This window comes from Streptomyces sp. NPDC048566 (assembly GCF_043199735.1).
Classification (GTDB): domain Bacteria; phylum Actinomycetota; class Actinomycetes; order Streptomycetales; family Streptomycetaceae; genus Streptomyces.
The window spans coordinates 114,361-137,854 of sequence record NZ_JBICWL010000013.1 but is presented as its reverse complement, the minus strand read 5'-3'; the positions used below and the strand labels follow the sequence as shown (position 1 = coordinate 137,854).

19 protein-coding genes are annotated in these 23,494 nt (G+C 72.7%); 6 read left to right on the top strand and 13 right to left on the bottom strand.

The window, feature by feature from the left end; all coding sequences use genetic code 11:
* Positions 1 to 44 precede the first annotated feature (44 nt).
* Positions 45 to 2,186 carry an ATP-binding protein gene (locus ACGFS9_RS20910; protein ID WP_393255085.1) on the bottom strand — a complete coding sequence of 714 codons (2,142 nt, stop codon included), beginning with the start codon at positions 2,184 to 2,186 and terminating at the stop codon, positions 45 to 47.
* A 408-nt stretch (positions 2,187 to 2,594) separates the two neighbouring features.
* Between ACGFS9_RS20910 and gabT the strand changes: the two genes are divergently transcribed.
* Positions 2,595 to 3,929 carry a 4-aminobutyrate--2-oxoglutarate transaminase gene (gene gabT, locus ACGFS9_RS20905; RefSeq protein WP_393255084.1) on the top strand — a complete coding sequence of 445 codons (1,335 nt, stop codon included), beginning with the start codon at positions 2,595 to 2,597 and terminating at the stop codon, positions 3,927 to 3,929.
* Between the two features lie 172 nt (positions 3,930 to 4,101).
* The gene (locus tag ACGFS9_RS20900; RefSeq protein ID WP_393255082.1) at positions 4,102 to 4,932 is read left to right on the top strand and encodes a phosphatase PAP2 family protein; all 831 of its coding nucleotides are present in this window, start codon (positions 4,102 to 4,104) and stop codon (positions 4,930 to 4,932) included.
* Positions 4,933 to 4,961: 29 nt separating this feature from the next.
* Here the strand turns inward: ACGFS9_RS20900 and ACGFS9_RS20895 are convergent, their stop codons facing one another.
* From ACGFS9_RS20895 to ACGFS9_RS20860, 8 genes are all read right to left on the bottom strand, one after another.
* Entirely contained in the window at positions 4,962 to 6,794 is a 1,833-nt protein-coding gene (locus tag ACGFS9_RS20895; protein WP_393255145.1) for a chitinase, read from the bottom strand.
* A gap of 123 nt (positions 6,795 to 6,917) precedes the next feature.
* Positions 6,918 to 7,370: a hypothetical protein gene (locus tag ACGFS9_RS20890; protein WP_393255081.1), complete on the bottom strand. Its 453-nt coding sequence runs from the start codon at positions 7,368 to 7,370 to the stop codon at positions 6,918 to 6,920.
* Between the two features lie 161 nt (positions 7,371 to 7,531).
* On the bottom strand, positions 7,532 to 8,959 hold the full coding sequence (locus ACGFS9_RS20885; protein WP_393255080.1) for an NAD(P)/FAD-dependent oxidoreductase: 1,428 nt from the start codon (positions 8,957 to 8,959) through the stop codon (positions 7,532 to 7,534).
* A 42-nt stretch (positions 8,960 to 9,001) separates the two neighbouring features.
* Positions 9,002 to 9,802 carry an ABC transporter permease gene (locus ACGFS9_RS20880; protein ID WP_393255079.1) on the bottom strand — a complete coding sequence of 267 codons (801 nt, stop codon included), beginning with the start codon at positions 9,800 to 9,802 and terminating at the stop codon, positions 9,002 to 9,004.
* Complete coding sequence (locus tag ACGFS9_RS20875; RefSeq protein ID WP_393255078.1) at positions 9,803 to 10,732, bottom strand: ABC transporter permease; 930 nt, start codon at positions 10,730 to 10,732, stop codon at positions 9,803 to 9,805. It lies immediately after the preceding gene.
* Entirely contained in the window at positions 10,732 to 11,892 is a 1,161-nt protein-coding gene (locus ACGFS9_RS20870; RefSeq protein WP_393255077.1) for an ABC transporter ATP-binding protein, read from the bottom strand. Before ACGFS9_RS20870 ends, ACGFS9_RS20875 begins: the two co-directional genes overlap by 1 nt.
* Positions 11,889 to 13,136, bottom strand: coding sequence for a spermidine/putrescine ABC transporter substrate-binding protein (locus ACGFS9_RS20865; protein ID WP_393255075.1), 1,248 nt, complete (start codon positions 13,134 to 13,136; stop codon positions 11,889 to 11,891). The genes ACGFS9_RS20870 and ACGFS9_RS20865 overlap by 4 nt, the downstream gene beginning before the upstream one ends.
* A gap of 75 nt (positions 13,137 to 13,211) precedes the next feature.
* A complete protein-coding gene (locus ACGFS9_RS20860; RefSeq protein WP_393255074.1) occupies positions 13,212 to 14,738 on the bottom strand; it encodes a gamma-aminobutyraldehyde dehydrogenase in 1,527 nt (508 codons plus the stop codon).
* A gap of 207 nt (positions 14,739 to 14,945) precedes the next feature.
* Here ACGFS9_RS20860 and ACGFS9_RS20855 point away from each other — a divergent pair, with 207 nt between their 5' ends.
* Both ACGFS9_RS20855 and ACGFS9_RS20850 read left to right on the top strand, forming a co-directional pair.
* Entirely contained in the window at positions 14,946 to 15,497 is a 552-nt protein-coding gene (locus ACGFS9_RS20855) for an NADAR family protein (RefSeq protein WP_393255072.1), read from the top strand.
* Between the two features lie 276 nt (positions 15,498 to 15,773).
* A complete protein-coding gene (locus ACGFS9_RS20850; protein WP_393255144.1) occupies positions 15,774 to 17,345 on the top strand; it encodes an MFS transporter in 1,572 nt (523 codons plus the stop codon).
* A gap of 13 nt (positions 17,346 to 17,358) precedes the next feature.
* Here ACGFS9_RS20850 and ACGFS9_RS20845 read toward each other — a convergent pair whose 3' ends face one another.
* Positions 17,359 to 18,444 (bottom strand): DUF4190 domain-containing protein, encoded by a 1,086-nt coding sequence (locus ACGFS9_RS20845; RefSeq protein ID WP_393255070.1) that lies wholly within the window; start codon positions 18,442 to 18,444, stop codon positions 17,359 to 17,361.
* Positions 18,445 to 18,679: 235 nt separating this feature from the next.
* Here ACGFS9_RS20845 and ACGFS9_RS20840 point away from each other — a divergent pair, with 235 nt between their 5' ends.
* Positions 18,680 to 19,795: an adenosine deaminase gene (locus ACGFS9_RS20840; protein WP_393255142.1), complete on the top strand. Its 1,116-nt coding sequence runs from the start codon at positions 18,680 to 18,682 to the stop codon at positions 19,793 to 19,795.
* A 17-nt stretch (positions 19,796 to 19,812) separates the two neighbouring features.
* Positions 19,813 to 20,496, top strand: coding sequence for a glycerophosphodiester phosphodiesterase (locus ACGFS9_RS20835; protein WP_393255068.1), 684 nt, complete (start codon positions 19,813 to 19,815; stop codon positions 20,494 to 20,496).
* 273 nt (positions 20,497 to 20,769) lie between these two features.
* Here ACGFS9_RS20835 and ACGFS9_RS20830 read toward each other — a convergent pair whose 3' ends face one another.
* The 3 genes from ACGFS9_RS20830 to ACGFS9_RS20820 all read right to left on the bottom strand — a co-directional run bounded on the left by ACGFS9_RS20830 (position 20,770) and on the right by ACGFS9_RS20820 (position 23,424).
* The gene (locus ACGFS9_RS20830; protein ID WP_393255067.1) at positions 20,770 to 22,134 is read right to left on the bottom strand and encodes an FAD-dependent oxidoreductase; all 1,365 of its coding nucleotides are present in this window, start codon (positions 22,132 to 22,134) and stop codon (positions 20,770 to 20,772) included.
* A 290-nt stretch (positions 22,135 to 22,424) separates the two neighbouring features.
* Entirely contained in the window at positions 22,425 to 22,949 is a 525-nt protein-coding gene (locus ACGFS9_RS20825; RefSeq protein ID WP_393255066.1) for a hypothetical protein, read from the bottom strand.
* Complete coding sequence (locus ACGFS9_RS20820) at positions 22,933 to 23,424, bottom strand: RNA polymerase sigma factor (protein WP_393255065.1); 492 nt, start codon at positions 23,422 to 23,424, stop codon at positions 22,933 to 22,935. Before ACGFS9_RS20820 ends, ACGFS9_RS20825 begins: the two co-directional genes overlap by 17 nt.
* Positions 23,425 to 23,494: the final 70 nt, after the last annotated feature.

Sequence of the window (23,494 nt, the reverse complement as noted above, 5' to 3'; positions counted from 1 at the left end):
CCGGGGCCCGCGGGAGCCCTTGGGACCGCCGCGGGCGGGGGACGTCAGCCGCGCAGGTCGACCAGGAGGGGCGGCGCGTGCTCGCCCTTGACGCTCGTGAGCGACAGCACGGCGTGGCCGGGCGGCACCGCGTGGGCCAGTTCGGACGCCGACCAGCGCTCCCGCTCGACCTGCCGGACGGTGACGGCGCGGGCCGTCGGCGCGTTCCCGGTGATCACCCGGCGCAGCATGTGGACGGCCTTGCCCGCGGGCGTCTCCGCGATGATCTGCCGGTCGGTGACGTCGCGGGCCTCGATCCACTCCTTGCCCCAGACCTCGGCGAAGTCCTGGCCGTCCCAGGGGGTGAGCCCGGACAGCGCCATCCGGCATCCGATGGCGCCCAGCAGCGGGCCGCGCAGGGCCCGCGGGGCGTCGTCGAGGGTGCGCAGCGTCAGGACGGCGCCCGCGTTGCCGGAACGCAGCCGCTGGATGCCGCGGACGGCCTCGGGGGTGACGACGCCCGTCGCGTCGTCGAGGACCAGGCAGGCGAACAGGGAGCGGTCCTCGCGCACCGCGACGCTCGCCGTGAACTGGGCGAGCACCAGGCGGGCGAGGATGCGGGAGGCGTCGGCGTGGCCGCGCGCGGGCAGGTCCACGCGGACCCGCACCGGATGGTCGAGGGCGCGCAGCGAGAAGGGGCGCGACCCGCCCGAGGTGTCGAAGAATCCGGCGAAGGCGGGCCGGTCGAGCAGCGCCACCCGGTCGGCCAGGACGCCGCCGAGGTCGCCCGGGTGGCCCGCCTGCCGTTCGCGGGCGTCGAGTTCGCGCAGCAGCGACGCCTGCCCGGCGTCCTGGAGCCCCTTGCGCAGAGCGTCGAGGGGCCCGCGGGCTCCGTCGAGCAGCTGGCGCAGTTCGGGGACGGAGGGGAACCGGCCGTGGACGGCCTGGAAGGGGCCGAGCAACTGGGCGAGGACGGTGGTGGAGCGGCGGCTGTCGCCGCCGGGGTGCGGATCGGCGAGGTCGCCGACGAGCGCTTCGGCGAGCACCGCGGACGCCTCGTCGGGGTCGGTGGTCCCGCCGTAGAGGTCCAGGTCGTAGGCCGAGTCGGGATGCCCGACCCGCACGACGACGTCGTAGGCGTCGACCGGACCGAGCCCGGCGCCCGCGGCGCCGACCACGACCACGGCGGCCCGCCCGGCCAGGGCGTGCAGGCACAGGGACTCGGCGAGCGGCCAGACGATCGAGCCGGTCTTGCCCGATCCGGGGGGCCCGACCGCGAGCAGCGAGGTGCCCAGCAGGTCGGGGCCGAGGGCGAGCCCGGTGCCGCGGTAGGCGTAGGGGTTGCGGGCGTCGTCGGCGGTCGTGCCGAGGCGGACCTGGCCGGTCGCGAGATCGTGGCGGGCGAGGCGCCCGGGCAGGTCGCGGGCGCCGGAGGGGTGCGGGCAGGCGGCGGAGCCCTCCGCCGCCACGGCGCCGGCGAACGTGGCGAGGCTGTGCCGGCCGGTGAGCACGCCCTGCCAGGCGCGGCTGATGCGGGCGTGGTCGACGTCGCGCATGAGTCCGCAGCGGGCCTCGGCGGTGAGCCGGTCGGCGGCTTCGGTGGCGCCCGCGGCGCGCAGCTGGTTCCACTGGACGGGGTCGTCCTCGGGGGCGGGCGGGCGCTCGGGGGCCGGGGCGGTGGCGAGCCAGGCGGGTGGCCCGTAGCGCCGCCAGACCTCGCCCCAGCGGCCGAGCCGGCCGACGACGACCATGATGATCAGGGCGATCAGCGTGTAGTAGCCGTACCAGAGGAACGCGTTGCCCACCCGGTCACCGCTGTGCCGCCAGGAGTCCGGGGTGAACAGTTCGAGCGGGATCACCCACCAGCCGCCCAGGTAGCCGTTCCACAGCAGCGACCAGACCAGCCATCCGACGAGGAAGGCGATGACGGCGCCGCTGAGCAGCTGCCGGGCCGGAAGGCGTTCCGGTTCCTCCTCCGGTCGCGGCTGGTGGCCGAAGCGCCAGACGCCCGGTGCCGCGTCCGGGCGGGGCGCGCGGGCCCAGGCCACGAACTCCGCGCCGTCCGGCAGGGGCGGCATGCCGGGCGCCCCCGCGGGGCGGGGCGGGGCGGACGGCATGGCCGGCGGTCCGTCCGGCGGACCGGCCGGGCGCGGCACGGGGCCGGCCTGCGTGCTCCTCCGCGCGTCCTGGGTCCCGTCGCTGTTCATCGCCCTTGCCCCCTGAGCAGCCGCTCCGTGTCGTCCGCGGGTCAATCTAGTGCCCCTGCGGGGCGAGTTCACCGTTTACGCGGCCGGGTCGGCCGCCCGGCGCGGTCACCGCGGGCGCCGCGCCCGCGCCGCTGCCTTCCCGTCCCCTTCCCGCGGTGGCGGCGGTCCTCCCCTCGCGCCGCCGCCCGGCCACTCCTTCGGGGGCCTATGTCCACCGCGGACAACCGAATCGCCCGACAACGCCCACATGGAGCATGCCGACCCTCCGTCCTCGGCCCTAGCCTGCGAAGAAAGAAGGAACAGCAGGACCACGAAGCAGGACCAGCGTCCGCCGGGGCAGCCGATGGGACCCACCGTCTCCGCCGCCCACAGCCGAACCCCCGTCTGCACGATCTCAGGGAGCCCCTCATGACCGCACTTCCGCAGGAGCGCCGCGTCGTCACCGCCATCCCCGGCCCGAAGTCGCAGGAACTGCAGGCCCGACGCACCGCGGCGGTCGCGGCCGGCGTGGGTTCGGTGCTCCCCGTCTTCACCGCGCGCGCCGGCGGCGGCATCATCGAGGACGTCGACGGCAACCGCCTCATCGACTTCGGCTCCGGGATCGCCGTGACGTCGGTCGGCGCGAGCGCCGAGGCCGTGGTGCGCCGGGCCTCCGCCCAGCTCCAGGACTTCACCCACACCTGCTTCATGGTCACCCCGTACGAGGGCTACGTCGCCGTTGCGGAGGCGCTGGCCGAGCTGACCCCCGGCGACCACGCCAAGAAGTCCGCGCTGTTCAACTCGGGTGCCGAGGCCGTCGAGAACGCCGTCAAGATCGCCCGCGCGTACACCAGGCGCCAGGCCGTCGTCGTGTTCGACCACGGCTACCACGGCCGGACGAACCTCACGATGGCGCTGACGGCCAAGAACATGCCGTACAAGAACGGCTTCGGCCCGTTCGCGCCCGAGGTCTACCGCGTGCCGGTGGCCTACGGCTACCGCTGGCCGACCGGCCCGGAGAACGCCGGCGCCGAGGCGTCCGCGCAGGCCATCGACATGATCAACAAGCAGATCGGGGCCGACAACGTCGCCGCGATCATCATCGAGCCGGTGCTCGGCGAGGGCGGCTTCATCGAGCCGGCGAAGGGCTTCCTGCCCGCCCTCAGCCGGTTCGCCAAGGACAACGGCATCGTCTTCGTCGCGGACGAGATCCAGTCGGGCTTCTGCCGCACCGGCCAGTGGTTCGCCTGCGAGGACGAGGGCGTCGTCCCGGACCTGATCACGACCGCCAAGGGCATCGCGGGCGGCCTGCCGCTGGCCGCCGTCACCGGCCGCGCCGAGATCATGGACGCCGCGCACTCCGGCGGCCTCGGCGGCACCTACGGCGGCAACCCGGTGGCCTGCGCCGGCGCGCTCGGTGCGATCGAGACGATGAAGGAACTCGACCTCAACGCCAGGGCGAAGAACATCGAGGCGGTCATGAAGGCCCGCCTCTCCGCCATGGCGGAGAAGTTCGACATCATCGGCGACATCCGCGGACGCGGCGCCATGATCGCCATCGAGCTGGTCAAGGACGTCGCCACCAAGGAGCCGAACCCGGAGGCGACGGCCGCGCTGGCCAAGGCCTGCCACCAGCAGGGCCTGCTGGTCCTCACCTGCGGCACCTACGGCAACGTCCTCCGCTTCCTGCCGCCGCTGGTCATCGGCGAGGACCTGCTGAACGAGGGCCTCGACATCATCGAGCAGGCCTTCTCCGCCGTCTGACGCACCGCACGCCGCGGCGCCGGCCGGCGGGACACCGCTCACGGGCGGGTTCCGGCCTCCTCCGGCACCCGCGGCGCCGCGGGTGCGGGCGTGTGAAGAACGTGTGCGAGGTACATGGCGGGACGCCGTTGCGCCTGTCGGAGCAGGACACGCTGCCGTAGGTTCTACCCGGATGAGAGATACACCCCGCCCACAGGGGACTGTGGGCGACTCCGGGTCGTCGCTTCCCCAGCTTCGCCCTGGTCGTGCCCTCGCGCACACACCCGGGGCCTCCGGCTCCGGTGCTCCTCACCGATCGGACGGTCGCCCGCCCCAAACCCCCCGGGGCGCGCGGCGTTCCGGTCCGGTCGGCCCCCTCGGAACCACCCCCCCTGTTCCGGGGCGGCCGACCCTCCTTCCCGGCCTCCCGGCCCTCCTCTTCGCACTGATCACCTGGCAGGTCACGGCCCACGGCCCGCTCGCCCGCGCGGACGAGCGCCTCAGCGGCGCACTGGTCCACCCGTCCCGCGTCTGGGAACTCCTCGCCGACCTCGGCAACGTCACGGTCGCCGTGCCCGTCCTGGCCGCCGCCCTGATGTACGCGGCGTTCCGCGCCCGCCGCGCACGTGTCCACCGGTGGTGGCTCCCGTCCACGGCGGCCGCGGTCCTGATGGCCCTCGTCCCGGCGGTCGTCGTGCCCCTGAAGGAACTGATCGCCCGGTCGGGCCCCCCGGTCATGGGACCCGGCAACGGCTACTACCCCTCCGGCCACACGGCCACGGCCGCCGTCGCCTACGGCGCGGCGGCCCTGCTCCTCCTCCCCTGGCTCCGCACGACCGGCGCCCGCCGCGCCCTGGTGATCGCCTGCGCGATCCTGAACGCGGCGGTCGCCACCGGTCTGCTCCTGCGCGGCTACCACTGGCCACTGGACGTCGTGGCGAGTTGGTGCCTCTGCACGGTGCCGCTCTACGCCCTGTGGCTGTTCCTCGACCGGACGAACGGCCGCTCTCCGTCGCAGCCGTAGCCACGGCCGCAGCAGTGGCCGTGGCCGCCTCAGCCGAAGTAGCCGTCGAAGTTCCGGGAGAACTCCCAGCCGCCGAAGCGGTCCCAGTTGATCGACCACGTCATCAGGCCGCGCAGCGACGGCCAGGTGCCGTGCGGGGTGTACGAGCCGCAGTTGGTCTTCCTGGTGAGGCAGTCGAGGGTCTTGGTGACCTCGGCCGGGGCCACGTAGCCGTTGCCGGCGTTCGTGGTGGCCGGCATGCCGATGGCTATCTGGTCGGGCCGCAGCGGCGGGAAGACGTTGCCGGCGTCACCGGCGACCGGGAAGCCCGTGAGCAGCATGTCGGTCATCGCGATGTGGAAGTCGGCGCCGCCCATGGAGTGGTACTGGTTGTCGAGACCCATGATCGACCCGGAGTTGTAGTCCTGGACGTGCAGCAGGGTCAGGTCGTCGCGGAGTGCGTGGATGACCGGCAGGTAGGCGCCGGCGCGCGGGTCCTGGCCGCCCCACTTGCCGGTGCCGTAGTACTGGTAGCCGAGCTGAACGAAGAAGGTCTCCGGGGCCATGCTCAGGACGAACTTCGCGCCGTACTTCGCCTTCAGGGTCTTCAGGGCCGAGATCAGGTTGACCACGACGGGCGTGGTCGGGTGCTTGAAGTCGGTGTCGCTCGCGTCGAGGGACAGCGAGTGGCCCTCGAAGTCGATGTCCAGGCCGTCGAGGCCGTAGGTGTCGATGATCTTCGAGACGGAGGAGACGAAGGTGTCGCGGGCGGCCGTGGTGGTGAGCTGGACCTGGCCGTTCTGGCCGCCGATCGAGATCAGCACCTTCTTGCCGGCCGCCTGTTTGGCCTTGATCGCCGCCTTGAAGTCGGCGTCGCTCTCGACCGTGGGGCACTCGGTGACCGGGCAGCGGTTGAAGCGGATGTCGCCCGAGGTGGCGGACGTCGGCTCGCCGAAGGCCAGGTCGACGACGTCCCAGCTGTCCGGCACGTCGGCCATGCGTGTGTAGCCGGCGCCGTTGGCGAAGCTCGCGTGGAGATACCCGACGAGGGCGTGCGCGGGCAGGTCGGAGGAGCCTCCGCCACCCCCGCCGGAGCCCGCCGTGGTGGTCGCGGTGACGGTCGCCGACTTCGCCGACTCGCCGGCGTCGTTCGTCGCGGTGACCTGGAAGGAGTACGCGGTGGACGCCGTCAGGCCGCTCACGGTCGCCGAGGTTGCGGTGGCCGCCTGGACCTTCGCCCCGTCGCGGTAGACGGCGTAGCCGGTCGCGCCGGGCACCGCCGTCCAGGACAGGCCGACGGACGAGGAGGTGACCGTTCCGGTCCGCAGGCCGGTGGGCACGGCGGGCGGCTGTCCGGCGTCAACGCCGGGGCCGGTCAGCGACAGGTCGTCGGCGTAGTAGGTGCCGGTGCCGTACCAGCCGTGCGTGTAGATCGTCACCTTGGTGGTGGCGGCGCCGGTGCGGAAGGTGGTGCTCAACTGCTGCCAGTCCGCGGCGGACTGGGTCCAGGTGTTGACGTCGGTCGTGCCGGTGCCGCTCGCGCCGAGGTAGACGTAGGCGCCCCGGACGAATCCGGAGAGGGTGTACTGCGCGTCCGATTTCACGGTCACGGTCTGCGAGCACTGCGCGTAGTCGCTGCCGGCCGGGGTCGCCTTCAGCGCCGAACTCCCGCTGTGCACCGGGGTTCCGACGGTGCTCGCGGCGGTGCAGGTCCAGCCGCTGAGGCCCGACTCGAAGCCGCCGTTCCTCGCCAGGTCCGCGTCGGCGGCGCGGGCGGGCGACGCGAGCGCGGTCAGTCCCGGCACCGCCAGCGCGGCGGCCGTGCAGGCGGCGAGAATCCTTCGACGGGGGTCGGACGGTCTGCTGCGTAGGGCGCGGTCCACTGCTGCCTCCGGGCACGAGGGGAAGGAGAGGGGGAGCGCGCCCAACTTGGTCCAGACCAATTCCGTTGTCAAGACCCCGTGCACGCACGGGACTTCACCGTCGATGCCACGCGCGCGGCGCTGCTACCGGCCCTCGTTGCCGGCGAGGCCCGCCGCGGCCTCGTGCATGGCCAGTTCGAGCAGCACCGGATCGGTGAGGTTGCCCGACCCGTCGGGCTGCACCAGCCAGCGGACCCCGCCGGTCACCCGGCCCGGATACGGCACCACGATCCAGGTGCCGGCCCCCGCGGTGCGCACCCCCGTGCCGAGCCACCGGGCGGCGGTGCCCGCGGGCACGAAGAAGCCCATCCGGGCGTCACCGAAGTCGACGAGCACCGGACCCGGCCGGTCGATGACCCGGCTCAGCACGTCGAGCGTCGGATAACCGAGCGCGGCGGGCAGGATGAGTACGTCCCAGGCCCGGCCCGCCGGGAGCAGCGCGATCCCCTGGGGGTTGCGTTCCCACTCCCACCGGCAGGCCCCGGGGTCCGGAGCCACGGACACCAGCCACTCGACCGCCGTCTTGGGCCCTGTCATGACGGAACCTCCCTCTCGCAGACGACGCGGAGTCGCGTCGCAGGGGGAGAGGGAGGTCCGGGGCGGTCATTACGCGGGTTGCGTCCACCCGTTGGGGTGAACAGGGTCACACCCGCTCCCCGGGCGTACGCCCGGGGAGCGGGGGGCGTGGCCGTGTGCCGTCAGCTGTCGAAGCCGAGACCCAGCCGGTCCATGGTCTTCAGCCACAGGTTGCGCCGGCCGCCGTGGCTGTCGGCGCGGGCCAGCGACCACTTGGTGAGGGCGATGCCGGTCCACGCGAAGGGCTCGGGCGGGAACGGCAGCGGCTTCCTGCGGACCATCTCCAGCTCGGTGCGCTCGGTGCGCTCCCCCGCCAGCAGGTCGAGCATCACCTCGGCTCCGAACCGGGTGGCGCCCACTCCGAGGCCGGTGTAGCCCGCCGCGTAGGCGACCCTGCCCCGGTGGGCGGTGCCGAAGAACGCCGAGAAGCGCGAGCAGGTGTCGATCGCGCCGCCCCAGGCGTGCGAGAAGCGGACGCCCTCCAGCTGCGGGAAGCAGGTGAAGAAGTGCCCGGCGAGCTTCGCGTACGTCTCGGGCCGGTCGTCGTACTCGGCGCGCACCCGCCCGCCGTACGGGTAGACCGCGTCATAGCCGCCCCACAGGATGCGGTTGTCGGCGGACAGCCGGAAGTAGTGGAACTGGTTGGCCGAGTCGCCGAGTCCCTGCCGGTTCTTCCAGCCGATGGAGGCGAGCTGGTCGCCGGTGAGGGGCTCGGTCATCAGCGCGTAGTCGTAGACCGGGACGGTGTACGAGCGGACGCGCTTGACCAGGTTCGGGAAGATGTTCGTGCCGAGGGCGACCCGGCGGGCGCCGATCGCGCCGTAGGGGGTGCGGACGGACATGCCGGCGCCGGACGGCTTCAGGTCGAGGGCCGGCGTGTTCTCGTACACCCGGACCCCGAGGCGCAGACAGGCGCGCTTGAGTCCCCAGGCCAGCTTCGCCGGGTTCAGCATCGCGACGCCCCGGCGGTCGTACAGGCCGGCCAGGAAGGTCGGCGAGGCGACCTGGTCCCGGACGGCCTCGGTGTCCAGGAACTCGATGCCCCCGCCGAGGCCCTCGCGCTCCAGTTCCCGGTGCCAGTCGCGCAGTTCCTCCGCCTGGTACGGCTCGGTCGCGACGTCGATCTCACCGGTGCGCTCGAAGTCGCAGTCGATGGAGTGGCGGGCGACGGCATCCTCGATCGCGTCGAGGTTGCGGGCGCCCAGCTCCTCCAGCCTGCGGATCTCGTCCGGCCAGCGGGTGAGTCCGTTGGACAGACCGTGGGTGAGGGAGGCGGCGCAGAAGCCGCCGTTGCGGCCAGAGGCGGCCCAGCCCACCTCACGGCCCTCGACGAGGACGACGTCCCGGGCGGGATCGCGCTCCTTGGCGATCAGCGCGGTCCAGAGCCCGCTGTAGCCGCCGCCGACGACGAGCAGATCGCACGTGTCGGAGCCGGTGAGCGCGGGCTCGGGCCGGGGCCTGCCGGGATCGTCCAGCCAGTACGAGACGGGCCGGACGTCCGCGAGCGACGCCGCCCACCGGTTACCGCGGTTCATGGCGCCTGGGGCCATGATTTCCAACTCCCTACGAGGGTTTCACGGCGTTGTGCCGCGTCATGCCTTCTGCTTGTTGCGACGGTTGCCGACGACCATGCCGGACAGGACGAGGAGGACGGCGACGAGGAACATGGCCGTACCGATGACGTTGATCTGGACGGGCGTTCCGCGCTGCGCCGACCCCCAGACGAACATGGGGAAGGTGACGGTGGAACCCGCGTTGAAATTGGTGATGATGAAGTCGTCGAAGGAGAGCGCGAAGGCGAGCAGCGCTCCCGCGGCGATACCGGGGGCGGCGATGGGCAGCGTCACGCGCAGGAAGGTCTGCGCGGGACCGGCGTAGAGGTCCTGCGCGGCCTGTTCGAGGCGCGGGTCCATCGACATCACGCGGGCCTTGACGGCGGTGACCACGAAGCTGAGGCAGAACATGATGTGGGCGATGAGGATCGTCCAGAAGCCGAGCTGAGCGCCCATGTTGAGGAACAGGGTGAGCAGCGAGGCGGCCATCACCACCTCGGGCATCGCCATCGGCAGGAAGATCAGCGAGTTCACCGCGCCGCGCGCGCGGAAGCGGTAGCGGACCAGGGCGAAGGCGATCATCGTGCCGAGGACGGTGGCGCCGATCGTCGCCCAGACGGCGAGCTGGAGGCTGAGCGAGAGCGAGCCGCACATGTCCGCGACCCCGCACGGATCACGCCACGCGTCCGTCGAGAAGTGCTGCCACTGGTAGTTGAAGCGCCCCTTCGGCTTGTTGAAGGAGAACACCGTCACGACGATGTTGGGCAGCAGCAGGTATCCGAGCGTCAGCAGTCCCGCGATGACGACGAGATGGCGCTTGAGCCAGTTCACGAAGGCCATTTAGACCAGATCCTCCGTCCCGGACTTGCGGATGTAGAGGGTGACCATGATGAGGATCGCGGCCATGAGGATGAAGGAGAGCGCCGCGGCCGTCGGATAGTCGAGGATCCGCAGGAACTGCGTCTGGATGACGTTGCCGACCATGCGGGTGTCCGTGGAGCCGAGCAGGTCGGCGTTCACGTAGTCGCCGCTGGCGGGGATGAACGTCAGCAGGGTTCCGGAGACGACGCCGGGCATCGACAGCGGGAACGTCACCTTGCGGAAGGTGGTGACGGGCCGTGCGTAGAGGTCGCCGGCCGCCTCGTGGAGCCGTCCGTCGATCCGCTCCAGCGAGGTGTAGAGCGGCAGGATCATGAAGGGCAGGAAGTTGTAGGTGAGGCCGCAGACCACCGCCAGGGGTGTCGCGAGCACGCGGTCCCCGGAGGTGAAGCCGAGCCAGCTGGTGACGTCCAGGACGTGCAGCGAGTTCAGGGCGCCGACGACCGGCCCGCCGTCCGCGAGGATCGTCTTCCAGGCGAGCGTGCGGATCAGGAAACTGGTGAAGAACGGCGCGATCACCAGGATCATGATCAGGTTGCGCCAGCGTCCCGCCCGGAAGGCGATCAGGTACGCGAGCGGATAGCCGAGCACCAGGCACAGGATGGTCGCGGCACCGGCGTAGAGCACCGAGCGCAGGAACTGCGGCCAGTAGTCGGCGAGCGCGTCCCAGTACGTCTGGAAGTGCCAGGTGACCCGGAAGCCGTCCTCCAGCGAACCCGTCTGCACCGAGGTGGACGCCTGGTAGACGAGCGGCAGCGCGAAGAACACGACCAGCCACAGCAGGCCGGGCAGCAGCAGCCAGTACGGGACGAGCCGGCCGCGCCTGCGCGGCGGTTTCCGGTCGGGTCGCGGCGCGAGGGGCGGCGCCGGAGCCTCGGTGACGGTGGCCATCAGGCGGCCTCCTCCTCACCCGCGTCGACACCGGCGTCGATGTTCTGCGCGGCGTCGAGACCGAAGGTGTGCGCCGGGCTCCAGTGCAGGACGACGTCCGCGCCCGGGACGAGCCGGGGGTCCCGGTCGATGTTCTGGGCGTAGACCTCGAACTCCGGGCAGACCGCGCTGTCGATGACGTACTGCGTGGACACGCCGATGAAGCTGGAGTCGGCGATCTTGCCGGTGATGCGGTTGCGGCCGGCGGGTATCTCGCCCGCGTCGTCGGCGTGGGTGAGGGAGATCTTCTCCGGACGCACCCCGACGAGGAGCTTGCCGCCGGTGGCGGTGTCCGCGGAGCAGCGCGCTCCGGGGAGCACCAGTTTGCCGCCGCCCGCGCGCAGGACGATCTCGTCGCCGCTCCGGGAGTCGACCTCGGCCTCGATGAGGTTGGAGGTACCGAGGAAGTTGGCGACGAAGGTGGTGTCGGGGTTCTCGTAGAGGTCGGCGGGGGCGCCGAGCTGCTCGACCCGGCCCGCGTTCATCACGGCGACGGTGTCGGCCATGGTCATGGCCTCCTCCTGGTCGTGCGTGACGTGGACGAAGGTGATGCCCACCTCGGTCTGGATGCGCTTGAGCTCCAGCTGCATCTGCCGGCGCAGCTTGAGGTCGAGGGCGCCGAGCGGCTCGTCGAGCAGGAGCACCTTGGGGTGGTTGATCAGCGCGCGGGCCACGGCGACCCGCTGCTGCTGGCCGCCGGAGAGCTGGTGCGGCTTCTTGCGCGCCTGCTCGCCGAGCTGGACGAGGTCGAGCATCTCCTCGACCTGCTTCTTCACCGACTTGATGCCGCGCCGGCGCAGGCCGAAGGCGACGTTCTCGAAGATGTCGAGGTGCGGGAAGAGGGCGTAGGACTGGAAGACCGTGTTCACCGGGCGCTTGTAGGGCGGCAGGTGCGTCACGTCCTGGTCCCCGAGCATGACGGTGCCCGAGGAGGGCTCCTCCAGGCCGGCGATCATCCGCAGGGTGGTGGTCTTGCCGCAGCCGGACGCGCCGAGCAGCGCGAAGAACGAGCCCTGCGGCACGGTCAGGTCGAGGGGGTGCACGGCCGTGAAGGAGCCGTACGTCTTGCTGATCCCGGAGAGGCGGACGTCGCCGCTGTTGTCATTCGTCATCGTGGTCACGCCCCTGTGAGCTTCGCGAACTTCTCTTCGTAGGCCGTCTCTTCCTTCTGGCTCAGCGAGCGGAAGGGGTGTGACTTGGCGGCCATGGCCTTGTCGGGAATGATCAGCGGGTTGTTCGCCGCCTCCTCGTCGATCTTGGCGAGGTAGGGCTTCACCCCGTCGACCGGGCACACGTAGTTGATGTAGGCGGCGAGTTCCGCGGCGGGCTGGGGCTCGTAGTAGTAGTCGATGAGCCGTTCCGCGTTCGTCTTGTGCCGTGCCTTGTTGGGGATCAGCAGGTTGTCGGTCGACGTCATGTATCCGCTGTCGGGGATGACGAAGTCGACGTGCGGGCTGTCCGCCTTGAGCTGGACGACGTCCCCGGCCCAGGCCACGCAGGCCGCGAGGTCGCCCTTGGTGAGGTCGGCGGTGTAGTCGTTGCCGGTGAAGCGGCGTATCTGGCCCTTGTCGACGGCTTTCTGGAGGCGGGCGATCGCCGCGTCGAAGTCGTCGTCGGTGAAGTTCGCGGGGTCCTTGCCCATGTCCAGCAGGGTCATGCCCACGCTGTCGCGCATCTCCGAGAGGAAGCCGACGCGCCCCTTGAGCTTGGGGTTGTCGAGCAGGTCCGAGACCGACCCGACCTCGATCCCGTCGAGCGCCTTCTTGTTGTAGGCGATGACGGTCGAGATGCCCTGCCAGGGATAGGAGTAGGCCCGTCCGGGGTCCCAGTCGGGGTTGCGGAACTGGGCGGAGAGGTTGGTGTACGCGTGCGGGAGGTTCGCCGCGTCGAGCTTCTGCACCCAGCCGAACCGGATGAGCCGGGCGGCCAGCCAGTCGGTGACGACGATGATGTCGCGGCCGGTGTCCTGGCCCGCCGCGAGCTGCGGCTTGATCTTGCCGAAGAACTCGACGTTGTCGTTGATGTCCTCGGTGTACTTGACCTTGATGCCGGTCCGCCGGGTGAACGCGTCGAGCGTCGGGTGGTGCTTCTCGCTGTCGTCGACGTCCATGTACTCGGTCCAGTTGGAGAAGTTGACGCTCTTCTCCTTGGCCGAGTGGTCCTCGGACGACACCCCGCCCTGCGTCGTGCCCGCGGCCGGGATGCCGCAGGCGCTCAGCGCCCCGAGGCCGCCGACCGCGAGCGCCCCGCCGGCGGAGGCGCGCAGCAGCGACCGGCGACTGAGCGAGGCCCGGCCGTTGCTAAAGCTGCGCCGCAGTGCCGCCAGTTGGGCCGGGGACATGCGTTCGGGCTGGTACTGCTCCATACTCTGGTGCCCTTTCGGAAACGTCGCGGCCGTGGTCGTCGGCCTGTCTGCCATGGGTCGCAGCCGGTCGGTCGGCTACGGCCGGTCCCCGAAGACCGTGCGGTGCCAGTCCTTCTCGGCAACCGCGGTGTTGTCGAACATGACGTGCTTGACCTGCGTGTACTCCTCGAAGGAGTAGGCGGACATGTCCTTACCGAAGCCGGACGCCTTGTATCCGCCGTGCGGCATCTCGCTGATGATCGGAATGTGGTCGTTGACCCAGACGCAGCCCGCCTTGATCTCGCGGGTCGCGCGGTTCGCCCGGTAGACGTCGCGGCTCCAGGCGGAGGCGGCCAGTCCGTACGGGGTGTCGTTGGCGAGCGCGATGCCCTCGTCGTCGGTGTCGAAGGGCAGCACGACGAGGACGGGGCCGAAGATCTCGGCCTGCACGATCTCGCTGTCCTGCGCGGCGTCGGCGACGAGCGTGGGCGCGTAGTACGCGCCGCTCTTGAGGTCGCCCTGCGGGGCCTCGCCGCCGGTGACCACGCGCGCGGAGGCGCGGGCGCGGTCGACGAACCCGGCGACGCGGTCGCGCTGGGCGTGCGAGATCAGCGGACCGAGGTCGGTGTCGGGCGCGAAGGGGTCGCCCACCCGGACGCTCGCCATCAGCGCGCCCGTCCGCTCCACGAACGCGTCGTACAGGGGGCGTTGCACGTACGCGCGGGTGGCGGCCGTGCAGTCCTGGCCGGTGTTGATGAGCGAGCCGGCGACCGCGCCCTGGACGGCGGCCTCCAGGTCGGCGTCGTCGAAGACCAGGAAGGGCGCCTTGCCGCCGAGTTCCAGGTGCAGGCGCTTGACGGTGGAGGTGGCGATCTCCGCGACGCGCTTGCCGACGGCGGTCGAACCGGTGAACGAGGTCATCGCCACGTCGGGGTGCCCGACGAGGTGTTCGCCCGCCTCCCGGCCGAGGCCCGTGACGATGTTGATCACGCCGTCCGGGATGCCCGCCGCGGTGGCCGCCTCCGCGAACAGCAGGGAGGTGAACGGGGTCGTCTCGGCCGGCTTCAGGACGATCGTGTTGCCGGCGGCGATCGCCGGGAGGATCTTCCAGGCGGCCATCTGGAGCGGGTAGTTCCAGGGCGCGATGGAACCGACGACCCCGATGGGCTCGCGGCGTACGTACGAGGTGTGGTCACCGGAGTACTCGCCGGCCGACTGCCCCTGGAGGTGGCGGGCGGCTCCCGCGAAGAACGCCGTGTTGTCGACGGTGCCCGGCACGTCGAACTCCCGGGTCAGCTTCAGCGGCTTGCCGCACTGCAGCGACTCGGCCTGGGCGAACTCCTCGGCGCGTTCGGCGAGCACGGCGGCGAAGCGGTGCAGCGCGTCGGAGCGCTCCCCGGGCGTGGCGCCCGACCAGCCGGGGAAGGCCGCGCGGGCGGCGGCGACGGCCGCGTCCACGTCGGCGGTGCCCGCCAGTTCGTAGGTGTACACCGCGTCGCCGGTGGCGGGGTCGACGACCGCGTGGGTGCGGCCGGACGTGCCCTGGGTCAGGCGGCCCGCGATGTACTGCGCTCCGCCGGCGAGGCGGTCCTGCGCCTGGAAGCGATGGCCCGGACTGTGCATGTCGCTCTCCTCCGCCGCCGTCCCGTCGGAACGGGGGTCGGCGTAGCTCCAGCTCGATTTGAGTGCCGATCCTGACAGAGCTAAGGCACTCCAACAAGTGATTCCGTTGTTGCCTTTTGGTTACGCGACGGAATCCTTCGACCAGGTGTCGAGTCCCGATGGAAAAGGCGGGACGGAATGTCCGTGGTGCGTGCCACAGTGGCGTGCATGACGAGGATCGGCACGCGGGAAGCACTGGTCAGCGCGGTGGGATCGGGCACCCGGGTGAGGTACCTGCACTTCTGGGGGCACCGCCCGCGGGCGGACGGACGGGTCGGGCCGAGCTGCCTCAGCCAGTGGTGGCCGTCACCCTTCGTGTCCGAGGGAGTGACCTACGCGACGGCGGAGCACTGGATGATGGCCCGCAAGGCGCGGCTGTTCGGGGACGCCGAGGCCGAGCGGCTGGCGGTGGACGCGGCGAACCCCGCGCTCGCCAAGCGGGCAGGCCGGCTGGTGCGCGGCTTCGAGGAGGCCGTGTGGGAGCGCGAGCGGTTCGGCGTCGTGGTCGAGGGCAGCGTCCACAAGTTCGCCGCGCACCCCGACCTGAGGGCGTTTCTGCTGGGGACGGGCGACCGGGTCCTCGTGGAGGCCAGCCCGCTCGACCGGGTCTGGGGCATCGGCCTCGCGGCGACCGACGAGGGCGCCTTCGACCCCGCACGCTGGCGCGGCGGGAATTTGCTGGGCTTCGCGCTGATGGAGGCACGGGAGCGGCTGCGGTAGGGCGGCGGCGAGGCGGACGCGATCCGTCCGGTGGAGGCGTCCGGCGCACCTCCGGGCACCGCGGACCGGCCCGGGCCTGCGGGACCACGTCGCCCGCGCACCGGAGGGAGCACGGGCCACGGCGGCGGAGCCGGTCCGGGGCCGGGTGATCGGCCCGGGATGCGCCGGTCCGGGGAGCGCCCCAGACTTGATCGGGTGAGTGGCACTCAGGCGGCGCGGGGCGCGGCCGCTGCATCGGCGCCCGGTACTTCGAACCAGACCCTGGCCCTCGCGGCCATGCTGTTCGCCGTGTCGATGACGTTCATCGACCAGACGATCGTCTCCATCGCGGCCCCGGACATCGTCAGCGAACTGGGGCTGACCGCGTCGGGCATGCAGTGGGTGGTGAACGCCTATCTGCTGTCGCTGGCGGCCTTCTTCGCCCTCGGCGGCCGTCTGGCGGACCTCTTCGGGCCACGCCGGGTGGTGGTCGTCGGGACCCTCGTCTTCGTGATCTCCTCCGTGCTGTGCGGCTGCGTGCCCCGCGGGGACTTCGCCCAGAGCTGGCTGATCATCTTCCGGGCGACCCAGGGGTTCGGGGCGGCCCTGCTGTTCCCGGCCGCCCTGGCCGTGGTGGTGGCCGTCTTCCCGGTGCAGCGGCGGGGCCGGGCCCTCGCCCTGTTCTTCGGGCTCTCCGGGGCGCTGACGGCCGTCGGCCCGCTGCTGGGCGGCTGGCTCACGGCCTGGACCTGGCGGTCGATCTTCTGGGTGAACGTGCCCGTCGCGATCGTCGCCCTCGCCCTGACGGCGACGGCCCGCATCGCCGACCGGCGGCGCGAGGAGTCGCTGGACGTCACCGGAGCCGTCCTGGTGGCGGTCGGGATGGGGCTGAGCGTGCTGGGTTTCCAGCAGGCGGCCACCTGGGGCTGGGGCAGCGCGGCGACATGGGGGTGCATCGCGGGCGGTCTGGCGGTGCTGGTCGCGTTCTGGCGTTTCGAACGGGACCGGCGGCACCCTCTGGTCAACCTCGCGGTGTTCCGGGACCGGGCGTTCACCGTGGACGCGCTGGTGCTGTTCTTCGCCATGCTGGCCTTCGTCCCGGTGTTCTTCTTCGCCTCGGTGTACGCCCAGGTCTCGCTGAGCGCCTCCCCCAACCAGGCGGCGCTGTACCTGCTGTACTTCTTCGCCGGCTTCGCGATCGCCTCCCAGTGGGGCGGCCGCATCCTCGACAAGCGGGGGGCCCGGCCCGCCATGAGGATCGGCACCGCTCTGGGCGCGGTCGGGTTCGCTCTCTGGGCGAGCAAGCTGACCGATCTGTCGATGCACGACCAGTGGCCCTACGTCGCCCTCGCGGGCGCGGGCATCGGCTTCCTCCTGGCGCCCGCCTCGACGGACGCCGTGAACCGCGCCATCGGAGCCTCCTACGGCGAGGTCACCGGCATCACGCAGACCGTGCGCAACTACGCCGCGAGCATCGGCCTCGCCGTTCTCGGCACCCTGCTGACCCACCGGACGACCGAGAACGTCGTGTCGACGCTGACGTCCCGGGGCGTTCCGTCGGGCACCGCGCACGGGGTGGCCGAGGACATCGCCCAGGCGGTCACCGGCAACGGCGACGCGCGCACGCCCACCGGCAGCGGAACCGCCGCCACCGCCGCGCGCGACGCGATGTCGAGTGTGCGGATGGACTTCGCCGAGGCCAACCAGTGGGTCTTCTACGGCATGGCCATCGCGCTCGGCATCGGCTACTTCGTCGCCCTGCGCCACCCCGGAGGCAAGGGCGGCGTGGCCCCGGCCGGCCACGACGCGGCGGGCGAGGCGCCCGCCGCGGCGCCGCCCGCCGGGGGAGGGCACCGGACGAGCGCCTGACCCGGCGCCGGGTTCAGCGCTGCTGCGTCACCAGCGACGTGGAGAACCCGTCGTAGGTGTCGGAGTCCTCGTCGCCGAAGTCGTCGGGGACGAGGATGATGACGACCATCAGCGCCGCGCCGAGCACGATGCCGACCGAACCGCAGATGATCCCGGCGAGGGCCTGGCCCGGGTTGGTGGCCTCGCCCCGCCGCGCCTTCCGCCGGCCGATCACTCCGAAGACCACCGCCAGGATGCCGAGCACGATCGCCAGCGGCCAGGCGCAGAACAGCACCGAGGCGATGATGCCGAGGACGAGGGCGGATGTGCCCATGCCGTTGCTCGGCGAGGGCGGCGCCATCGGCCATCCGTACCCCGGAACGCCTCCGTGACCGGACGGGCCGGGACCGGGGTACTGCGGGTAGCCGTAGGCGTACGGCGGATGTCCCGGTCCGTCGGGGGATATCGGGGGCGGCGGCACGAACTCGCCCGGTCCCGGCTGCGGGTACGGCGTGGGGGCCGCAGGAGCCGCGAACGGGTTGTCCCAGGAAGGACCGCCGGAGCCGGGCGGGCCGGCCGGGCCGGGGTACGGCATGCCGGGGGCGGGGGGCTGCGCGGCGCCGCCGCGGCGCGCGTCGGCGGGCGCCCCGTTCTCCTGGGGCGGCGCCCAGGGGTTGGGCTCCGGCTGCCGGTCGGTGCCGGGCTTGCCGAGGGAGACCCGCGGGGCGGAGTCCGCACCGTCCCGGGTCGCGCCCGGAACGGGAGCGGCGAAGGGGCCCGCGCCGGCGCCCGGAACCGGAGCGGCGAAGGGTCCGGCTTCCCCGGCGGGACGCGGGCCGTGCCCGCCGGGTCCGGCTCCCTCCGCCGGGGTCCCGGCCGCCGGGGGTGCGTCGATACGCGTCCGCTCCACCGGGCCGGTCGGCTCACCGGCCTCGCGGTCCGCGCCGGCGGCCGCGTACTGCGGTCCCTCTCCGGTCGCCCCGTCCACCCAGCGCCCGGCCTCGTCCGCCCGTGTGCCGTGCTCGCGGGAGGCCGGCTCGGCCCACCCGTCCCCCCGGTCCGTCGGTGCCCCCGCTGCGGCGGTACCCGACGCCTCCGGCGTCCTCGCGTCCTCGGACATGCGCGAAGTCCCCTCTCTTCTGCGTCCCGACATGCTACGGCCCGGGGGTGTCCGGTGGATCTCCGCGGGACGACGGCCGTGCGCCGGCCCGCCGCGAGGCCGACCGGTACGGGAGCGCCCGGCACCGGACGGGCCGGTCCCGGGCGCGGCCGGCGCGCAGCGTCCGTCCGGTACCGGCCGGGCCGCCGGCGCCCGGGGCCGCCGCCTACGATGACCTCGCGTCGACGATCAGCCGATCACCCGCGTCCCCTCCGGCACCGCCGGGGACGCCGTTCCGGGGAGGAACCCCTTGACCGAGCACATCACCACGGGCGGCGGCGCCCGCGACCTGCACGCCTTCATCGCCGGGCTGCCGAAGGCCGAACTGCACGTCCACCACGTCGGATCCGCCTCCCCGCGCATCGTCTCCTCGCTCGCCGCCCGGCACCCCGACTCGATGGTGCCGACGGACCCCGAGGCGCTGGCCGACTACTTCACGTTCACGGACTTCGCGCACTTCATCCAGGTGTACCTGTCCGTCGTCGACCTGATCCGCACACCGGACGACGTTCGGCTGCTCACCTACGAGGTCGCCCGCGACATGGCCCGCCAGCAGGTGCGCTACGCCGAGCTGACGATCACCCCGTGGTCCTCCACCCGGCGAGGGATCGACGAACGCGCCTTCATGGAGGCGATCGAGGACGCGCGGCGGGCCGCCGAGGCGGAGCTGGGCGTCGTCCTGCGCTGGTGCTTCGACGTTCCCGGCGAGGCCGGTCTGGAGGCCGCCGAGGAGACCGTGCGGCTCGCGACGGACGACCGGCTGCGGCCCGAGGGCCTGGTGTCCTTCGGGCTCGGCGGTCCCGAGATCGGCGTGCCGCGACCGCAGTTCAAGCCGTACTTCGACCGCGCGATCGCGGCGGGCCTGCGCTCGGTGCCGCACGCCGGGGAGACGACGGGCCCGGAGACGGTCTGGGACGCGCTGACCTTCCTCGGCGCCGAGCGCATCGGCCACGGCACGAGTTCCGCGCGGGACCCGAAGCTGCTCGCCCACCTGGCCGAGCGGGGGATCGCGCTGGAGGTCTGCCCGACCTCGAACATCGCCACCCGGGCGGTCCGCACCCTCGACGAGCACCCCATAAGGGAGTTCGTGGCCGCCGGAGTGAAGGTCACCGTCAACTCCGACGACCCGCCGATGTTCGGCACCGACCTCGACAACGAGTACGCGGTCGCCGCCCGGCTGCTGGACCTCGACGAGACGGGCGTCGCCTCGCTCGCCCGCAACGCGGTGGAGGCGTCGTTCCTCGACGAGCCGGCCAAGGCGAAGCTGGCGGCCGAGATCGACACGTACGCCTCGACCTGGCTCGCTCTCTGACCGAGCACAATGGGCGCATGCGCACCCTGACCGCCGTCGCCCACCGCGGCGACCCCTACCGGGCCCGTGAGAACACGATCGATTCGCTGCGTTCCGCGCTCCACCGGGGCGCGGACGCCGTGGAGATCGACGTCCGGCCGACGCGTGACCGCCTGCCCGTGCTGCTGCACGACGACACGCTCGCCCGGCTGTGGGGGCACGACCGCCCGCTGCGGACGCTCTCCTCCGACGAGGTGAAGGGGCTGACCGGCGGCGGAGTGCCGACGCTGGCGGAGGCGCTCGGGGCGACCGGTGACAGCCGGGTGATGGTCGATCTGCCGGGACCGGTGGACGAGCGGACCGTCCGCGAGGTGGTGGACGTGGTGGGCGCGTGCGGGGCGCGGGACCGGGTGTACTACTGCGCGGGCGCCGCCGCGATGCTCGCGGTGCGGGCGGCCGATCCCGCCGCCGAGATCGCCCTGACCCGCACGACGCTGGCGCCCCCGCGGGCGGCGCTGCTGGAAGCCGTGCGCCCGCGCTGGCTCAACTACCGCTTCGGGCTGGTGGACCGCGAGCTGGTGGCACGCGTCCACCGGGACGGCCTGCTGGTGTCGGTGTGGACCCCGGACACCCGTCGCAGCATGCGCCGGATGATCGCCGCGGGCGTCGACTCGGTCACGACCAACCGCGTCGACACCCTCGTCGCCCTGCGCGACGGCTGACCCGCAGGGCGGGGAGCGGCGCCCGTGCCGCCCCCCGCCGTTCGACGGCCTCCCGGGCCGGTGAGCGCGCCCGGCGCCCGGAGGACCGCCGGCCTCTCGGAACGGGGCGCCGCCCGGGGGCCGGCGGAAACGGGGCGGGCGCGCAGGGACGCTCGGGCGCGGCACCCGTACCCGGGAACCGCGCGCGCAGGGACGCTCGGGCGCGGCACCCGTACCCGGGAACCGCTTCCGCGATCCGCCGCGCGGGTGCCGCCCCGTGCCGGGAGGGAGCCCTCAGGCGCCGCTGGCCCGGAGCATGTCCTCGCGCTCGACGAGCTTCACGCGCTCGCGGCCCTGCGGCTCGCCGAGCGCCTTCTCCGCGGCGTCCAGCCGGTACCAGCCGTCCCACGTGGTGAAGCGCACCCCGCGCTCGCCGAGGAAGGCGTCGACGGCGGCCGGGTCGGGCGAGGCCGGTTCGTGCAGGCGGCCGTTGGCGTGGTCGTCGAGGAGGCTCGCGACCGTCTCGTTGGCGTCGCCCTTGGTGTGGCCGATGAGGCCGATCGGTCCGCGCCGGATCCAGCCCGTGACGTACGTGGACTGAAGGTGGCCGCCGTTCTCCTCGATCACCCGGCCCGCCGCGTCCGGGACCGTGCCGGAGTCGACGTCCCAGGGCAGCTTGGGCAGGCTGTCGGACAGGTAGCCGACGGCGCGGTAGACCGCGCTGACGTCCCAGTCCTTGAAGACGCCGGTGCCCTTGACGTTGCCGGTGCCGTCGAGCGCGGTGCGTTCGGTGCGCAGGCCGACGACCTCGCCCCGCTCGCCGAGGATCTCGGAGGGCGACTCGAAGAAGTGCAGGAACAGCTTGTGCGGGCGGTCGCCGGTGTCGCGGATCGCCCAGTTCTCCAGGGTCTTGGCGACCATGTCGGCCTGCTTGTTGCCGCGCCGGGTGGCGATCGAGCCCTCGTCGTAGTCGATGTCCTCGGGGTCGACGACGACCTCGATGTTCGGCGAGTGGTCCAGTTCGCGCAGTTCCATCGGGCTGAACTTCGCCTGGGCCGGGCCGCGCCGGCCGAACACGTGGACCTCCAGGGCCTTGTTGGCCACGAGCCCTTCGTGCACGTTCGGCGGGATCTCGGTGGGCAGCAGTTCCTCGGCCGTCTTGGCGAGGATGCGCGCCACGTCCAGCGCGACGTTGCCGACGCCGAGGACGGCGACCTTCTCCGCGTCGAGCGGCCAGGTGCGCGGCACGTCCGGGTGCCCGTCGTACCAGGAGACGAAGTCGGCCGCGCCGTAGGAGCCGTCGAGGTCGACGCCGGGGATGTCGAGGGACCGGTCGGCCGTGGCGCCGGTCGAGAAGATCACCGCGTCGTAGAAGGCGCGCAGATCGTCCAGGGTGACGTCCCGCGGGTAGTCGACGTTGCCGAAGAGGCGGATCTGCGGCTTGTCGAGCACCTGGTGCAGGGCCGTGATGATGCCCTTGATCCGGGGGTGGTCCGGCGCGACGCCGTAGCGGATGAGGCCGAACGGGGCCGGCATCCGCTCGAACAGGTCGATGGACACACCGGGCTCGGCGGCCACTGCGGACTTCAGGAGCGCGTCGGCGGCGTAGATGCCGGCGGGGCCGGCTCCGACAATGGCTACCCGCAGAGGGCGAGGCATGATCAGGTTCCCTTCGGGCAGAGGCAGGGGGCTCGACGGGAAGCCTAAACTAAGGCAAACCTAAGTCAGTAGGCGGGTCCGGGCTATGACCTCATAAGCATGCCTTATGGGCATACAAAGGCTCGCTTTATGGGTGGCCGTCACGGACCCGTGCGCCCGCACCCCCGTGCCGGCGTCCCGGGCGCGCCCCGGCCTCACCACGGCCCGCCCGGCCCTCCCTCCCCCGCCCCCGGCGTCCTTCCACCCCGCCCGTTCGCGCCCACTCCCCGGCCGTCGCCGGGCGCGCACGCCTACCGCCGGTCCGGGCCCGAGGGCGTCGGGCCGCCGGCCGTCCGAACGGCCGACGGTTCGGCACGGACGGCCGTCGGGGTCGGGGTCGGGGTCGGGGTCGGCGTCCGGCCCCGGGTGGACGGGCGGTCCGTGCCGCCGCGGGTGGGCGCGGTGCTCGGGACGGAGGTCTCCGAGGGCCGCGCCGAGCGATCGCCCGCGCCGGGGCGCGGAGCGCCGCCGCGCTGTCCGGCGGACGGATCGGGCACGGTCGACGGGCTGCTCGCGGGCGGCGGGGCCAGCGGGACCGCCGGCGGGGCCGGGTCGTGCTGCTGCGCGGCCCGCAACGGCAGCGCGACGAGCGCGGCGACGGCGCACACCAGCCCGACCCCGCCCGCCGCCCGGAGCAGGCGGCGGCGGGCCGCGCCCCTGCGGACGGCCCGGTAGCGGCCGGCCGGCGGCCCGAGCAACTCCGAGGGGGGCCGCAGGACGAGGGCGAGCGGGTCGTCGGGCTCGACGTCGGGACCTTCGTCAGCCGGTGTGATCAAGGCTCCTCCTCAGGTGCGCGCGGAGCAGTTCGCGGGCCGCGTGGAGATCGGCCTTGACGGTCCCTTCCTTGCGCCCGGTCAGCACGGACACCTCCCGGATCGGCATGTCAGCGTAGTAGTGGAGCAGGATCGGGACGCGCAGCCGTTCGGGCAGGGACTGCACGAGCAGCCGCACCGAGGGGTCGGCCTGTTCGTTGGGCGGGCCGACGACCGCCTCCGCGGTCGCGCGGCGCACGGCGCGCCGCTCGCGCTCCAGCTTGCGCCAGTGGTCCCGGACGAGGTTGGCCGCGGTGACGTAGAGGAAGCCGCGGGGTTCGGCCACGCTCGTCCAGCGCGCCCAGAGCCGGGTGAACGCCTCGGAGGCGATCTCGTGGGCCGTCCCGTCGTCGTCGACGAGACGGCGGCACCAGCCGGCCAGGCGCGGGTAGAGGGCGTCGAACAGCTCCGACGCCGCCTTCTCTCGGGACCCTTTCACCACGCTCCATGGTCGTGACGGAATACGAGGGGCGGGACACCGGGCCGTGGACGCACGGTCCATCGGCCCG